13 protein-coding genes and 1 pseudogene are annotated in these 15352 nt (G+C 39.2%); 6 read left to right on the top strand and 8 right to left on the bottom strand.

What is annotated here, in order from left to right:
• The 4 genes and pseudogenes from EZ444_RS24790 to EZ444_RS24805 all read right to left on the bottom strand — a co-directional run.
• Positions 1-188 (bottom strand): annotated as a pseudogene (locus EZ444_RS24790) (IS5/IS1182 family transposase); the annotation flags it as partial.
• A 146-nt stretch (positions 189-334) separates the two neighbouring features.
• On the bottom strand, positions 335-1693 hold the full coding sequence (locus EZ444_RS24795) for a Gfo/Idh/MocA family protein (RefSeq protein ID WP_131612445.1): 1359 nt from the start codon (positions 1691-1693) through the stop codon (positions 335-337).
• 13 nt (positions 1694-1706) lie between these two features.
• A complete protein-coding gene (locus EZ444_RS24800; RefSeq protein ID WP_131612447.1) occupies positions 1707-3065 on the bottom strand; it encodes a 3-keto-disaccharide hydrolase in 1359 nt (452 codons plus the stop codon).
• 32 nt (positions 3066-3097) lie between these two features.
• Positions 3098-4129, bottom strand: a complete 1032-nt coding sequence (locus EZ444_RS24805) for a DUF6807 domain-containing protein (RefSeq protein WP_131612449.1) — start codon at positions 4127-4129, stop codon at positions 3098-3100.
• Between the two features lie 343 nt (positions 4130-4472).
• Between EZ444_RS24805 and EZ444_RS24810 the strand changes: the two genes are divergently transcribed.
• Genes EZ444_RS24810 through xseB form a run of 3 tightly spaced genes read left to right on the top strand, consistent with a single transcriptional unit; the run spans position 4473 to position 7045 of the window.
• On the top strand, positions 4473-5492 hold the full coding sequence (locus tag EZ444_RS24810; RefSeq protein WP_131612451.1) for a S66 peptidase family protein: 1020 nt from the start codon (positions 4473-4475) through the stop codon (positions 5490-5492).
• The gene (gene xseA, locus EZ444_RS24815; RefSeq protein WP_225874840.1) at positions 5461-6861 is read left to right on the top strand and encodes an exodeoxyribonuclease VII large subunit; all 1401 of its coding nucleotides are present in this window, start codon (positions 5461-5463) and stop codon (positions 6859-6861) included. Before EZ444_RS24810 ends, xseA begins: the two co-directional genes overlap by 32 nt.
• Complete coding sequence (gene xseB / locus EZ444_RS24820; RefSeq protein ID WP_131612455.1) at positions 6836-7045, top strand: exodeoxyribonuclease VII small subunit; 210 nt, start codon at positions 6836-6838, stop codon at positions 7043-7045. Before xseA ends, xseB begins: the two co-directional genes overlap by 26 nt.
• A 6-nt stretch (positions 7046-7051) precedes the next feature.
• Here the strand turns inward: xseB and EZ444_RS24825 are convergent, their stop codons facing one another.
• From EZ444_RS24825 to spt, 3 genes are all read right to left on the bottom strand, one after another.
• Positions 7052-8044, bottom strand: coding sequence for an NAD-dependent epimerase/dehydratase family protein (locus EZ444_RS24825; protein WP_131612456.1), 993 nt, complete (start codon positions 8042-8044; stop codon positions 7052-7054).
• Positions 8041-9159 carry a hypothetical protein gene (locus EZ444_RS24830; protein ID WP_131612458.1) on the bottom strand — a complete coding sequence of 373 codons (1119 nt, stop codon included), beginning with the start codon at positions 9157-9159 and terminating at the stop codon, positions 8041-8043. The genes EZ444_RS24825 and EZ444_RS24830 overlap by 4 nt, the downstream gene beginning before the upstream one ends.
• A 70-nt stretch (positions 9160-9229) precedes the next feature.
• Entirely contained in the window at positions 9230-10435 is a 1206-nt protein-coding gene (spt, locus tag EZ444_RS24835) for a serine palmitoyltransferase (RefSeq protein WP_131612460.1), read from the bottom strand.
• Positions 10436-10835: 400 nt separating this feature from the next.
• On the opposite strand from spt, the gene EZ444_RS24840 reads away from it, so the two are divergent.
• The 3 genes from EZ444_RS24840 to EZ444_RS24850 all read left to right on the top strand — a co-directional run bounded on the left by EZ444_RS24840 (position 10836) and on the right by EZ444_RS24850 (position 12943).
• On the top strand, positions 10836-11687 hold the full coding sequence (locus EZ444_RS24840; RefSeq protein WP_131612463.1) for a dienelactone hydrolase family protein: 852 nt from the start codon (positions 10836-10838) through the stop codon (positions 11685-11687).
• Between the two features lie 152 nt (positions 11688-11839).
• Complete coding sequence (locus EZ444_RS24845; protein WP_131612465.1) at positions 11840-12151, top strand: RNA recognition motif domain-containing protein; 312 nt, start codon at positions 11840-11842, stop codon at positions 12149-12151.
• Positions 12152-12265: 114 nt separating this feature from the next.
• On the top strand, positions 12266-12943 hold the full coding sequence (locus EZ444_RS24850) for a lysoplasmalogenase (RefSeq protein ID WP_131612467.1): 678 nt from the start codon (positions 12266-12268) through the stop codon (positions 12941-12943).
• Positions 12944-12945: 2 nt separating this feature from the next.
• On the opposite strand, the gene pbpC is transcribed toward EZ444_RS24850, so the two are convergent.
• The gene (pbpC, locus tag EZ444_RS24855) at positions 12946-15336 is read right to left on the bottom strand and encodes a penicillin-binding protein 1C (protein ID WP_131612469.1); all 2391 of its coding nucleotides are present in this window, start codon (positions 15334-15336) and stop codon (positions 12946-12948) included.
• Positions 15337-15352: the final 16 nt, after the last annotated feature.

The following is a 15352-nucleotide window of genomic DNA, read 5'->3' on the forward strand; positions in this document are numbered from 1 at the left end:
TTAAACATACGGATGGGACTCTCCGCAGTACGTCCATTGGTGTGGCAGTACTTCTCGAGCAGTTCATCATAAATGAAACTGAAGTCTATTAGATCGTTGATCTTTCGAAGTAAATTGTCTTTGGGAATGATCAAATCATACAATCCTGAGTAGGCACTGAATTGAATCTTTTGTTGATGAGCTAACATTGGGCACCTTTTAAAACCTACTTTTAAGGTACAAAAAAAGAGCAGATAACCATAGTTCTTCTGCTCTTTTTGGACTCCAAATATTTAAAAGGACTTTTTCAGTGCCCTCGATCATTCAAACGCCCTTTTTTTATGAGAAGTAATTTTTAATACTTAAATGGCTTTCCACCCACCATTACTTCCTGTGTTGCTTCATCAAACGTGGCTTTCTGTCCAGTTCTTGCAGCAGCATTCGTCATAATGGTCGCTATTGAATGATAATAACCTGCTTCAACAGGTGCATTTGTTTGCTTACGACTTCTAATGCACTCCATCCAGTTGCGCATGTGTGCAGAGGTCAATTTATCCCCACCAGTATTGGCCGAGGCAGCAACCTGCTCTACCGTCTCAGTAAGTTTTAGCTCAGGCAGTAAATTCGGTTGCATCTTCATTGCTGAAGCCGCTTTGGCATTTAAACCACCAACAGGAGAAACGGTATTGGTATTCAGATTTAATTCTCCACCATTTGAATAATAGATTTCTGCTGGACGCTCATCACCATTATGCATTCTAGAAGTAAAAACTACCTGAAAACCATTATTAGGATCGTTCGGCTTGCCATAATCAAATACGGCAGTGGTAGTATCCCAGTTTCTACGACCATCTCTCCATTGGTAAATTCCACCATTGGCTACCACACTTCTTGGATGTTTTAAATCTGTAAACCAGTGTACAGTATCAATTTGGTGCGACATCCACTGTCCAGGCATCCCTGATGAGTATGGCCAAAACAAGCGGTACTCTAGATATTTTCTTGGATCCCATGCTTCAAAAGGGCGGTTGATTAAAAAACGTTTCCAATCTGTATCCTCTTGTTTCAATTTTGCTACCAGGTCAGGTCTGCGCCAGCGGCCTGGTTGATTTACATTCCAGCTCAGTTCAACCATTGTGATATCTCCGAACTTACCATCTTTAATGAATTTATTAGCTGCATGGTAATTGTTACCGCTTCTACGCTGCGAACCAATTTGAACAATTTGTTTAGACGCTTTAACAGCTTTCAAAGCCATACGCGCATCTTCCATTGTTTCTGCAAATGGCTTTTCACAATATACATCGCATTTATTGTTCACAGCCTCCGCAGCATGAGTAGCATGTTGAAAATCCGCGGTACTTACAATCACAGCGTCAATATCTTTTAACCCATATAGCTCATCATTATTACGACAACCGGTAATATCATGACCGAATTTAGATTTTAAAGTCTCCACACCTAAACCCCTGCGGTAGTTCCAAAGATCAGATACCGCTACGATATCAAAATTTAATTCTTTCTGGTGATTTAAAAATGAAGGCAAAAGTGAGTCTTTAAAACGATCCGAAAAGCCAACTACACCAACTCTTACGCGATCATTTGCACCTATGATATTACCATAGCTCTTTGCACTTATGCCCATGGTTCCTAAATAGGTTCCTGCTGCTGCAATAGCAGATTGTTTAATAAATTTTCTTCTTGAATCTAACATTGTTGCTAAAATTTTAAAGTTCTTTTAATTTAATACTTCTAAAGGAAACGTTATCACCATGGTCTTGAATCAGGATATGTCCCTTAGGTGCCATCCCAAAATCTTTCCAGTTTTTATATTTACTCTCCGCAACCAAGGCGTTAAATTCGGCCGATCCTCTAACATATTCAAGGATTTTAAAGCCGTTTAAATAATATTCTATCTTGTTATTTGGATAGACTATAACTACACCTTTATTCCATTCACCAATCTTTCTTTGCGAGTTAGGTATCTTTTTGCTCGTTATCAGGTCGTACAATGAACCCAAAGTACGGTTACCGTTCTTACCCAACTTTGCATCTGGATGTCTTACATCATCAAGGATTTGATATTCAGGACCTATAGCAGAGCCTTTATTGCCTTCAGTAAGGGTTACGAAGTATTTAATCCCACTATTGGCACCTTCAGTCAATTTAAAATCAAACTTCAATGCAAAAGCACCATACTGCTTTTCTGTAACGATGTCACCACCATTGGTTGATTCAGCTCCGTTAGACTTAACAACACTCAGTAAGCCATCTTTTATCTCCCAACCTTTTTCTGGAAATCCTTTTTTATAAGCGCCTTTCCATCCATTAGTGGTTTTTCCATCCCATAAAAGGCTATAACCGTTTGCCTTTTCTGCAGCAGATAAGTTATTCGGAATTGTATTCACTACGAAAATGTTATCCGTTTTTGTAGGTTTCAATCCTTCAGTTTGAATACGGATATTTCTCCATCTGATCTGCTTACCAGGTTCATCATTTTTACCGATAGCATGTACCTGCAAAGCGATAAAACCAGAAGGCGTTAGATCGTCAACCAAATTGGCTGTAGCGATTCCGTTAACCCAGGTTCTGATTGAATTGCCAATGCATTCAATTCTGTATTTATTCCATTCTCCTTTTTTAAAGGCCGTTTTTGCCTTAGGATTAATGTCGGTAGGGTATAACCATCCACGACGAGCCTCATCATATATACCACCACTATAAGCTCTGTCCGAAGGATCAACTTCCATTTGATAACCATGAACCCTTCCATTGTTGTAATCTGGCTTACTCAAACTTCTAAACTGAATCCCAGAATTCATTGAATTATCTACTAGTAATTCAACCTCAAAAATAAAGTCACCATAGTTTTTTTCTGTAGTTAAAAAGGAGTTAGGTGTATCCTTAACTGTAGTCCCTACAATTTCTCCATTTACAACCGCATATTTTGCATTCCCATTCAGCTGCTTCCAGCCCGTTAAATCTTTTCCGTTAAATAGGTTTTGCCATTTGCCGCTTTGTGCATGTAAGGACGTTAGGGACGTCCCCAGCATCAAGCCTGTTAAAATTAGTAATCTAGTCTTCATTTGTGTTAATTATTGGTTTTATATTTTATAGGTCAAATTTGTTTTCCAAAATCAAGCGCTTGTTTGTTCAGTAGTTCTGCAGTTTGCTTTTTGCCTGATCCGATGATGATACGATAACGGAAAGTAACCGATTCACCAGGTTTCAAGGTCAGGTTCATATGTTCTTTGCCATTGCTAAAAATAGCTTGACCAAGCGGGTTGGCAGCAAACAAACCATAATCTCTGGCGTGCCAGTAAGTAGGGTAGCCTGGGTTTTTAGGATGATCAACAACCGCGATAGAAACCGGTTGAGTTTCCTTTACCCCAAACAATACACACCAATTCCCACGTGTTCCCCAGGCATCATTACCTTTTTTACCTTCGCTCGTCAGGTAATCGCCATTGGCTCCATTTTTAGTAGGTGCGATTTTGGTTACGATACCTTTATTATCAGTGTAAGATTCTTCCTTATCAGATGGTAATTCCAATTCTTTAGTCACCCTAATACCCAACATTCCATCCTTAACATCTTTAAAGTAAACTGTATCCTTTTGCGCAGTGAGCGTAGTTACCCTATCAATAGTTCTTGTATCATCATTACCACTAAACACAAAGGTAGTTGCCTCTTTTAGCAGCACCCTTTTATCCTGTCTTTCCCAGTTTGCGGTATAGTTTAAACTACCCTTAGTCTTGCCATCCTTAACAGCCGCAACTTTCACATTCCTAATCCATCCGTAAGATGATTTCTTAGCAGCAGGAATGTTGTAGGAATTGTTCCAGAAATCAAGTCCATTTACACTCTCATAATTGAACCATAAGCCCACATGATGGGGGTGATCCGTACGTTCGTTGCCACGTTTATTCAAAGGAAAGCCTCTAGTTACTGTCAGGCCGCTGGCTGTTTGTAAAGGATATAAAATTGGTTTTTCCAGATTATCAGGATAGAGGAAGCTTGTAAAAGGCTTACCATCAATCAAAACATCAACCTTTTGCTGTTTTGCATTTTCAAGAAAGCTTACTTTTTTGGTTTGGGCGGTTAGCTGCAAACTCGCAAAGCAGCAGCCAAGGATCAGGTATTTGTTCATTTACATTTGGTTTTAAAATTAGTTGTTTCTTGTAAGCCCGTTCAAGCTGAATCATTAATCTGGATCATGCTATACGCATCGTCATCCTGAATTCATTTCAGGATCTCGCACAGGCTATTCGGTTTTTCTCTTCCGAGATCCTGAAATGAATTCAGGATGACGATCGATTTAAACAATGAAACACTATCATTTATTGGTTAAGTTTTAGCTAAATATACCTTTCTTAAAATATAATCAACTCTTTAATTGCCCTCTATACCCAAAAAATTACGAAAACGATTGAGTAAATTTTTAAAAATTATCGGCAATAAGCCTTATCATTGTTAGTCCTAAAACAAAGACAATGAACCGCAAACATTTTCTTTCTTCCCTCGCAATCGCTGGCTCAACAATGAGCACTTTAAAAGCATGGAGTAATCCTGCCATATCAAGTAAAGACGCTGTGATACCACCGTATTTACGGCCCGGTGATACCATTGGAGTGACGACTCCGGCAGGCTACATGACCATGGAGGAGATACAGCCAGCCATACAGTTGATGGAAAGTTGGGGCTTTAAAATACAGATTGGTAGTACTATTGGTAAAAGAGATTACTGTATGGGTGGAACTGATGCGGAGCGCGTTCAAGACCTTCAGCAAATGCTAGACGATCCCAATATCAAGGCCATTATGTGTGCCCGAGGTGGTTATGGCGTGATACGAATCATTGATATGCTTAATTTCGATAGGTTTAAGGCTAAACCAAAATGGATCATTGGCTTTAGCGACATTACTGTATTGCATTGTCACTTAAGTAGTCAGCTAAATATAGCCTCAATCCACTCTAAAATGTGTAATAGCTTTCCTAAGGATTGGTTATTGGCTGAGCCGATACAAATAGAAACCATACTTTCCATTAGGCAAGTATTAAGTGGGCAACCAATTAAATATAAGGCAGTAGCCCAAAGTTACAATAGAATGGGCAGGGTAGAGGCTCCCCTGATTGGTGGCAACCTTAGTATTATAGAAACTCTTGCTGGAACAGTATCGGATATCAATACCGATGGAAAGATCCTTTTTGTAGAAGATACAGGTGAGTACTTGTACAGTATTGACAGAATGTTTTGGAACCTGAAACGCAGTGGAAAACTGGCAAAGTTAAAAGGACTCGTCATTGGCGGCTTTAAAGTAAAACCAGATGATCCAGGTGAAGAATTTGGCAGAACTGTATATGAGGTGATTACAGAAAAAATTAAGGAATATGGTTATCCAGTGTGTTTTGATTTCCCTGTAGGCCACCAAAAGAATAACTTTGCACTTAAATGTGGCACAAAACACATACTCAATGTAGATGCAAATGGAAGTTCACTCGTATCAATCTAACCCTGCTGCCATAAGGCTTTCGGAACTGACAAATCAGATCCGGCAGACAATTGATGGGGTATTTGGTAACCGGACTTTCTGGGTAATTGCAGATGTAACCAGCCATACCTATAAAGAGCAAAGCAATTATCACTATTTTGAACTCGTAGAAAAAGATAAAACTTCGGCGAAAATCCTGACCAAGATAGCGGGCAGAGCCTGGGGAAATGCTTCTGTAAACATTTCCAATTTTGAACAGGCCACAGGTCAAAAGTTTAAAAACGACATCAATGTACTCATTCAGGTTTCTGTACAGTACAATCCGGCATTCGGACTACAGTTAAACCTTGTTGACATAGATACCAATTTTACTTTGGGCCTGTTTGAGCAGCAAAGAAAAGAAACGCTGGAAAGGCTACTCAAGGAAAATCCTGATTTTATACAGAAATCGGGTGATCACTATGTTACCCGAAACAATAGTTTAGCTTTAAATAAAGTTTTGCAGCATATTGCGGTCATCTCATCAGCTACTTCAGCCGGTTATCAGGATTTTAAGCATACCCTGGACAATAACTCCTTTGGTTATCGTTTTCAAATTGATGATTACTTTACTTTAATGCAGGGTGAAACTAATGCAAAGCCTTTTCTGGCTAAAATTGTAGAAGTATTTCAATCCGGGAAACCTTATGATGCGCTAGTGATTATCAGGGGAGGTGGCGCACAGATGGACTTTCTTATTTTTGATAATTATGATCTGAGCAGGGCGATTGCTAAATTCCCAATACCTGTCATCACAGGAATAGGGCACCAAAAGAACGAAACCATTGCCGATTTAATGGCACATACGTCTACGAAAACACCAACAAAAGCTGCAGAATTGATCATTGCGCACAACCGTGCATTTGAAGAAGCGCTGGTTAGTTTGCAAAAAATAGTGCTGATCAAAACTTATCAGCTGATCAATTATCATAAGGATAGGCTAACGCACATCAATCAGATCACAATCAGCACTACCCGTAACCTGTTGCACGAGCAGCATAGGAATATCCTTAACTTATCGCGGTTGGTATTGACCAATCCTAAGATCATGATTTCCAACAAGCAAAAAGACCTGAGTAATGTGATCGGTAATCTAAAAGCTTACAACAGGATGTATTTTGCTAATAAAAGCGGATATATTGGCCATTTTCAATCGTTGGTTAGGTTAATGAGTCCACAAAACATATTAAATAAGGGCTTCGCCATCCTTAAGGTAAATGGCCAGATTGTAAGCAATGCCGATCATATTGAACCGGGAACAGCACTTACCGTCAGATTGGCTTCGGCAGAAATTAAAACAACAGTAAACTCCAAATCAACTTTAGATGGAAACGACGAATTTAACCTATGAAAGCGCTTATAAAGAGCTTACAGAAATAGCTCAGGAAATAGAAACAGAAGCAGTATCGGTAGATGTTTTAGCAGAAAAGGTAAAACGTGCATCAGATTTGATTGAATTTTGCCAGACCAAACTCCGTGCGACAGAAACTGAAGTGAACAAAATTATTAAGCAGATGGAGAACCCACCTGCTTAAAGGCAATTATAGCCAATTATTTAATTTATACCATTTAATGGTCTGCATTATACCTTTCTCCAAGTTATATTCTGGAGTATAGCCTAAATCTGTTTGAGCACCTTTAATGCTGCATGCCCAATTAATAGCTGTAAGTTCAGCCATCTTTTCTTTATTTAAGGCAGGCGTCTTTTTACTCCCTGCATATATAAAGTCCATAATGGCCGCAAGCAAGCCTACCAATGGTGCAGGAAGGTGAAACTTAAAGGTTTTCTTGTTCAATGCCTTTTTTGTAAAATTAGCCAAGGCATAACGGTCGTATATCTCACCGTCGGAGATATTGTAATGCTGATGAACAGCTGTAGCAGTCAGAGCCTTTACTATTACATTAACCAGATCTTTAACATATACAAAGCTGAGTTGCTGTTTAAAGCTGCCAATATGCGGTTCAAGTCCTTTGTTAATGCTGTTAAACAAAATGAACAGATCCTTTTCTCTAGGGCCGTAAACGGCCGTGGGACGTATAGTTAATAATGGAAGTGTTGTAAATTCAGCCAGATACTGTTCGGCCAACATTTTACTGGCGCCGTAATTTGTTACCGGCTGAGGTGTGTTACTATCTTGAATTTCAGCCGATAAATCAGGTAGTGGACCCAAGGCGGCTAAACTGCTTAGAAAAATAAATTTCTCTAAATTGATATTCGCCTCTAGTGCAGCAGTAGCTAGATTACGGGTATAGGTTGCATTAACACGATCGTATTCCGCCTTGGTTTTTGCTTTGGTAATACCAGCAGCATGGATGATATAATGATATTGCTTATCCTCCAGTTCCCGCTTTAAATGATCAACGGTACTGTAATCAAGATTAACATACTGTACATTAAAACCTTTTAAATGTGACCGGTCGCTACTTGGCCTGATGGCCGCATATACTTCAAGATCTGCTTTTAAAGCTTCTTCAATCAAATGATAACCCACAAAACCACTCGCACCGGTAATTAATACCCTTTTTTTACTCATACTGCTTTCTCATAGATCCTATATTTTTTATAAGGATCACCTTTTATCGCCTTAATCGCGTTATTTACCAAATCATTATGTTCCAATGTCCATCCTGCTTCGGCATATTTAAAGTTCTTTGCACGATAAGACTTAATGATATTACCATATAAACAGGCTTCAATACCCATTTTACGATAGCCATCAACCACACCTAAAAGTAATATCCTGATACCAGTAACATTCTTCTTTCCAAATAGCAATTTGAAAATTCCTGTAGGCAGTAACCGACCTTTTTTAATATTGATCTGAATCTGGTTCATATCAGGAATAGCAGCGCCAAAACCAACCAATTTACCATCCTGTTCGGCCACAAAACAAAAATCAGGATCAAGAACCAATTTTAAATCTTTAGCCTGGTAATCAAACTCTTCATCATTTAATGGCACAAAACCTAAATTCTTATCCCATGCTTTATTATAAACTTCGCGCAGGCTAGCTGCTTCCTGTTTAAAATTCTTCATGTTGATTTTTCTGATGGTGACATTACTTCGCTTTAAACGTTCTTCAAGGCTGTCCATCAATTTCACCGAACGGTCATCGTAGTTGTCGCCATTAAATTTCCAGGCAATTAAATCTACGTTCTTTTGCAAGCCCCACTGTTCCAGTAAAGGTGCGTAGTAAGGAGCATTGTAAGGCATCATTACAACTGGCGGGGAATCAAAACCTTCAATCAATAAACCACAAGATTCATTCGTAGAGAAGTTAACTGGACCAAGGATCTTGCCTGTTACGCTTTTATCTTTTACCCATTGCTGAGCTGTATCCAATAATAAATTAGCGGCTTCCTGATCGTTTATACAATCAAAAAAACCAAAAAAGCCATCACTGGTGTTGTTCAGTTTATTATAGTTATTGTTTAATATAGCTGCAATTCGACCAATCACCTGTTCCCCATCATAAAGCAAAAAACACTGCAGTGAAGAGTGTTTATGAAAAGGGTGGGTAGTTAAAAGATCTCGTTGGGCTATGAATAACTCAGGTACATAATTGGGATCTCCCTTGTATAAGTCGTGCGGAAAATCTATAAATGTTGCTAATTGTTTCTTGGTGCTAACGGCAACAATATTCTTCATTAGTTTATGTGGTTTGGTTTTAAAAAGTCAAAGGCTTAATCTGTTACAATTAAGCCTTTGATAGGATGTTTTATATTGTTTCCTGGAATGATTTTACCTGGACTTCTTTTGCGGCAGCAGATAGCTTTTCAACGGCTTCTTCAATTTGCTCGAAAGTATGTGTTGCCATTAGAGAGAATCTAATTAGCGATGAATCAGATGGAACAGCAGGTGACACTACCGGGTTTACAAAAATTCCATTGTTACTTAGAATATTGGTAACCATAAAGGTTTTATCGTTATCTCTGATGTAAACCGGGATAATAGGGCTATCGGTATGTCCGATATCAAATCCAGCTTCAACAAGCAATTTCTTAGCGTAATTTGTGTTTGCCCACAATTTATCAATACGCTCAGGCTCAGATTCAATAATATCTAGCGCAGCAATTACACTCGCTACAGCAGCAGGAGGCATACTTGCACTGAACATTAAAGATCGTGCTCTGTGTTTTACATATTCAATCGTTTCTTCTGTACCTGCAATAAATCCACCTAACGAAGCAAGTGACTTACTGAAAGTACCCATGATCAAGTCAACATCATCTGTTAAACCGAAATGAGAAGCTGTACCAGAACCATTAAAACCAATCACACCCAAACTATGAGCATCATCCATCATAATGTTGGCACCAAATTCTTTAGCGATTTTCACAATCTCTGGTAAGTTTACCAAATCACCTTCCATACTGAAAATACCATCCGCTACAATCAGCTTCGCAGCATCTTCAGGTAACCTGCTCAATTTCTTGCGCAAGTCATCCATATCATTGTGGGCATATTTAATAGATCTTGAGAAAGACAAACGACTGCCATCTATAATAGAAGCATGATCGTATTCGTCGAGTATTAAGTAGTCATTCCTGTCTAACAAACAAGAGATAACACCTAAGTTAACCTGAAAACCTGTGCTGAATAATACAGCAGCTTCCTTACCTACATATGCAGCAAGTCTTTTTTCAAGCTCAATATGTATATCCAATGTTCCATTTAAAAATCTTGAACCCGCACAGCCTGTCCCGTATTTATCGATGGCAGCTTTGGAAGCTTCCTTAATCTTAGGGTGATTAGTTAAACCCAGATAGGAGTTAGAGCCAAACATCAGCACCTTCTTCCCGTCTATTACGACTTCTGTGTCCTGGGCTGATTCAATTGCACGGAAATAAGGGTATAAACCTTTTTCCTTAATTGCCGTAGCGTCTTTAAAAGCTGCTATCCTATCGTGTAATTTTTTACGCATGCTGGTACTTGTATGTTTAGATCACAGAACTCTTTAGTTGATATTATATTTTCATATGAGGCATTACTTGTTCTGTCTTTAGTAAAACCGCATCATTTTTTTTACTGACTAAATTAACAATTTTGTCAATTCGTAAAAGTCCCCAAAGCTAAGATCATAAACACAGAAAACAAAACTTGAAGTGAACCAAGTTTGAATATATTACTTTTTAATATAAAATTTACAATTTTCTTATAATTTATTCAAATTCGATCTATAATAACCTGTCAAAAATAAGAACTCTTTTGCAAAAATCAGACAAAGTGGGGTCAACTATTTTTAATAAATGCAGGAATGTGCAATTATCGACAACCAAATTAACTTTATATTGTTTTCTTTTTTACATTAAAAATCAAGTCTTATGGATCAAAAAATTATTACGCTGTACGATGAGTACACACATAGCGGCATCAGCAGAAAGGATTTTATGAAAAAATTAGCCATCCTTACCGGGAGTACAGCCCTGGCTTTATCTGTTTTACCACTGCTGGAGAACAATTATGCGGCAGCGGCGACCATTAATGATGACAATCTACATACAGAAAATATTACCTATAAAGGAGCCGATGGAGAGATGAAAGCTTTTCTGGCAAAGCCTAAGGATAAGCAAAAATTGGGTTGTGTACTAGTTATCCATGAGAACAGAGGGTTAAATCCACATACCATTGATGTTACCAAGCGGGTAGCCGCCGAAGGATTCCTCGCCATAGGGGTAGACGCACTTTCGCCTTTTGGTGGAACACCCGCTGATGAAGACAAAGCACGTGACCTGATTGGTAAACTTGACCCAGAGAAAAACCTTCAGAATTACCTATTGGGACTAGAATATTTGCGTAATAGGAAAGATGGAAATGGAAAAACGGGCTGCGTCGGTTTTTGTTGGGGTGGAGGTATGTCTAATAAATTAGCTGTTGCTGATCCAAGATTACTCGCTGCTGTCGCTTATTATGGCGCACAGCCCAAAACTGAGGATGTGGCTAAAATAAAGGCAAGCATCATGCTACACTATGCAGGGCTAGATGAACGAATTAATGCAGGAATCCCAGCTTACGAAGCTGCATTAAAGAAAGATCATGTTGATTATAAGCTTTTTATGTATGAAGGCGTAAATCATGCTTTCAATAATAACACCTCGCCAACCCGGTATAACGAGGCGGCAGCTACGCTGGCATGGCAAAGAACCATTTCACTCTTTAAGGCTAAACTTAGCTGATGTAAATAAAAATCTTCGCTAAAATCAGATTTGCAAAACAATTTTAACTCGCACACGTTTATACGTTTGTCAGATAATTATACTTATAACTGACACTAAACATGAATTTTAAGCAAAAAAATGCTTACTTTTGTACAAATTTTTAAACATTAATGAAGATATTTATTACAGGCCTTCCTTTAGAAGTAGGGGAAGATGAATTAACAGCCGTATTTGGTGATTTCGGTCAAGTAAAATCACTTAGGATAATCAAAGATCGTGAGACTGGTCAAAGTCGTGGTTTTGGTTTTGTGGAAATGCCTGTTGAAGAAGAGGCAAAAGAAGCGATCAAACGTATGAACGGTGGTGATTACAATGGTAACCGTATTAAAGTTGCTGAAGCGCAAGAAAAACCAAACACAGGCGGTGGCGCAGGTGGTGGTGGTGGCTTTAGACGTAGCAACCGTACAGAAAAAAGCTACTAAGCTTTTTCTTTCTACAGATTCTAGTATCAATCTATATAGGGCAGCAGTTATGACTTATGTCGAAACTGCTGCTTTTTAGTATAGATGTCGTCTGGCTTAATTTAAAAAGGACAAATGCTGAAGAAATACGCTACGTTTAATATCATATTTGGACTGATCTTTATCCTGCAACTGACCTTTGGCGGTAATCTAGCTTATTTTATAAAACCATGCATTGTGCTATCCCTGCTCATCATGCTATATGTGAGTACGGGATTAAAAGGCCGTTTCCATAAACGCTTATTTACAGGATTGATCTTCGCTCTTGCTGGCGATGTATTACTAATGTACACAGCGAAAGGCGAATCCTATTTCCTATTTGGTCTTGCTGCATTTCTGCTTGGCCATATCTTTTACATCAGCGCATTTTACCTTGATTTTAAATCAGCACCCGAATTAGACAAAAAGGGAGCAAGGATTGCTATTTTACTTTGTGCAATAGCTGCCATTGGCTATTATTTCTATTTACGGCCACACCTAGGGATCATGAAACTCCCAGTAATGATTTATGTTTTTGTGATCAGTATGATGATGATGATGGCCTGTTTCCGCAACCTCCGAGTGAACAGCTCTAGCTTTAAACTGATCTTTTTTGGTGCATTAGTTTTCCTTTTATCTGATTCCATCCTGGCTTACAACAAATTTGTACAGCCTATTGATCATGCAGATGCCTGGATTATGGCAACCTACATGATTGCTCAGTACCTGATTACCATTGGTGCTGTAGAACGAAAACTGATTCAGACCAACTAATCTTATTTCTTTTCCTTGTCTAAAATTGTAAAGGTTTGTACCAGCCTTTCACCTTTGTTATCTACAAGTGTAAGCGTGTGCTTTCCCGGGCTTGGACTTACAGCCAGCTGATGATAATTTTTGGTAGTAGCAATATATTCACCATCAATATGCCAGTATATCTTAGCATCCGAATTGCGATGCGTAGCATTTAAAACCACCTTTCCACGACTACCGTCAAACTCTACCGGCACATAAATGCTAGCATAGTCCTTTGGATAAATCATATCCATAACGTAGTTGTTTCCAACATCACCGTAACCAGGCTTAAAAGGTGGAAGCAATTTATATTCGCTGTTTTTGATCTTATAATAATATTCCATGGCGGGTGGCAATACAAACCATGATACATGTAACATATCTGCAGGAGATTCACATGCATCCGTAACACGGAAAGTACCCGTTTTATCTAAATGAATCAATTTATGATAAGGACAGAGCACCGTTTTTTCACCAGCAGGTGATACAAGCTCTTCAATTACATCCTTACAATATTCACCAGCCTTATAACCACTTTGGCGGCAAACCCGCATTTTCTTAAGCTTAGTCTTAGGGGGGGTAAACCAATTCGCATTAGGTAGCAGCTTAAAAATATCAAACAACACCGGTGCAGCTACATCAATACCTGTCAATCCAGGCCTGCCTTCACCATCAGCATTTCCCACCCAAACACAAACCACATAATCTGGATTTAGCCCTATTGCCCATGCGTCTCTAAAACCAAAGCTAGTTCCTGTTTTCCATGCTAACCTTTGAGAAGAAGAGAACTGTTCCCATAAACCTTCTTCACCTGGACGCATTAGCTCTTCCATTGCATTAAAGGTGTTCCATATTGAACCATGATCCAGCACCGAAGTTACTTGCGTCTCATAAGCTTCAAAATACGCTTTACGCGCTGCATTCTTACCTTTAATATAACCAGGTGCATCGTAGTCACGGGGATTATACCTGCCTTTGTAATCATTAAAATGGTTTAAAGTTCGGGCCATGCCCATATAGGTCTTTGCCAGATCCCACATCGTGACCTCACTACCACCAAGAATAAGCGACAGACCATAATGATCTGCAGGCTGATTAAGCGTACTGAAGCCGAGCTTTTTTAACTGGTCATAAAATCGCTGATACTTATAGTTTTGCAGCATTTTAACTGAAGGGATATTTAAGGAACGACTCAATGCTTTATCAGCAGGAATAGCCCCATCATAACCTAAATCGTAGTTCTGTGGAGAATAGCCACCTATTTGCGTTGGAATATCAGGTATCAGTGTCCGCGGTAATATAAATCCGTCATTCATCATGCTCGCATACAGCAGCGGCTTTAATGTGCTTCCTGGACTACGTGGCGCCCTGATCATGTCTACATGACTTTCCAGTTCTTTATTTTCAGGCTGATAAATATTACCTACATAACTCGCTACCGTGCCATGCTTTACATCTAATACCAAAGCCGAAATATTATTGATATCGTTAGCCCGATAGCGGTTGTTATACCTTTTAAGTAAAGAATTAATCTCCAGTTGTAAATCATAGTTTAATGTCGAAGTAACTCTTGTACTCTTGTTTTTCAATGCAAGTCGCTCGGTTTTAAAGCGATTAAGCAGGTGAGGGGCAGTCTGAGGTAAAGCCTGAGGCTTTCCTGGAATAGGCTCTAGTTTGGATAGGTTGGCCGTAGTCTGATCAATAAATTTTAGCCCGGCTATTTTATCCAACAAGTCATTACGCTTTTTAATCAGTTTAACGGAGTTTTTGCCCGGGTGTACTAGTGATGGGCTATTTGGCAATACTGCAAGCGTAGCCATTTCGCCCCAGGAGAGCGTTTCCGGACTACGGCCAAAATAACGCCATGAAGCAGCTTCAAGCCCGACTACATTGCTGCCAAAGGGCGCATTTGAGGCATACAGTTTTAGAATATCCTGTTTGGAATGGGTGATTTCTAACCTTAAGGCCAACAACACTTCTATTAGTTTTTGCACCACAGTTCTACTTTCTCTGCGAGACAGCCGGATCACTTGCATAGTTAATGTACTGCCACCGCTGACTACGCTCTTAGCCTTCATATTTTGCCTCATGGCTCTACTCATAGCCAGCAAATCCACTCCGGGATGCTGATAGAAGCGTTTATCTTCAAAAGCAACAATACACTGCGCAAACTTTTGGGGAACGGTATTTGCTTCAGGAAAACGCCATTGTCCATCTTTAGCTATTGATGCACTTAATAGTTCTCCATTGGATGCTTCAACTAAATAAGAAGTTGGGCTGATAAACAATTGAGAAGGCAGAGCAAGCCAAAACCACAAGAGCAGCAGTAGGCAAATGCCGTCGGAAATTAGGATTGCAGTATATTTCTTAGACATTCTTTTTTACTTTCCT

Source organism: Pedobacter hiemivivus (genome assembly GCF_004331685.1).
GTDB lineage: Bacteria > Bacteroidota > Bacteroidia > Sphingobacteriales > Sphingobacteriaceae > Pedobacter > Pedobacter hiemivivus.

Bases quoted from the DNA above. Each gene is read 5' to 3' on its own strand.
- EZ444_RS24795 (WP_131612445.1), bottom strand. From the start codon at position 1,693: ATGTTAGATTCAAGAAGAAAATTTATTAAACAATCTGCTATTGCAGCA.
- EZ444_RS24800 (WP_131612447.1), bottom strand. From the start codon at position 3,065: ATGAAGACTAGATTACTAATTTTAACAGGCTTGATGCTGGGGACGTCC.
- EZ444_RS24805 (WP_131612449.1), bottom strand. From the start codon at position 4,129: ATGAACAAATACCTGATCCTTGGCTGCTGCTTTGCGAGTTTGCAGCTA.
- EZ444_RS24810 (WP_131612451.1), top strand. From the start codon at position 4,473: ATGAACCGCAAACATTTTCTTTCTTCCCTCGCAATCGCTGGCTCAACA.
- xseA (WP_225874840.1), top strand. From the start codon at position 5,461: ATGCAAATGGAAGTTCACTCGTATCAATCTAACCCTGCTGCCATAAGG.
- xseB (WP_131612455.1), top strand. From the start codon at position 6,836: ATGGAAACGACGAATTTAACCTATGAAAGCGCTTATAAAGAGCTTACA.
- EZ444_RS24825 (WP_131612456.1), bottom strand. From the start codon at position 8,044: ATGAGTAAAAAAAGGGTATTAATTACCGGTGCGAGTGGTTTTGTGGGT.
- EZ444_RS24830 (WP_131612458.1), bottom strand. From the start codon at position 9,159: ATGAAGAATATTGTTGCCGTTAGCACCAAGAAACAATTAGCAACATTT.
- spt (WP_131612460.1), bottom strand. From the start codon at position 10,435: ATGCGTAAAAAATTACACGATAGGATAGCAGCTTTTAAAGACGCTACG.
- EZ444_RS24840 (WP_131612463.1), top strand. From the start codon at position 10,836: ATGGATCAAAAAATTATTACGCTGTACGATGAGTACACACATAGCGGC.
- EZ444_RS24845 (WP_131612465.1), top strand. From the start codon at position 11,840: ATGAAGATATTTATTACAGGCCTTCCTTTAGAAGTAGGGGAAGATGAA.
- EZ444_RS24850 (WP_131612467.1), top strand. From the start codon at position 12,266: ATGCTGAAGAAATACGCTACGTTTAATATCATATTTGGACTGATCTTT.
- pbpC (WP_131612469.1), bottom strand. From the start codon at position 15,336: ATGTCTAAGAAATATACTGCAATCCTAATTTCCGACGGCATTTGCCTA.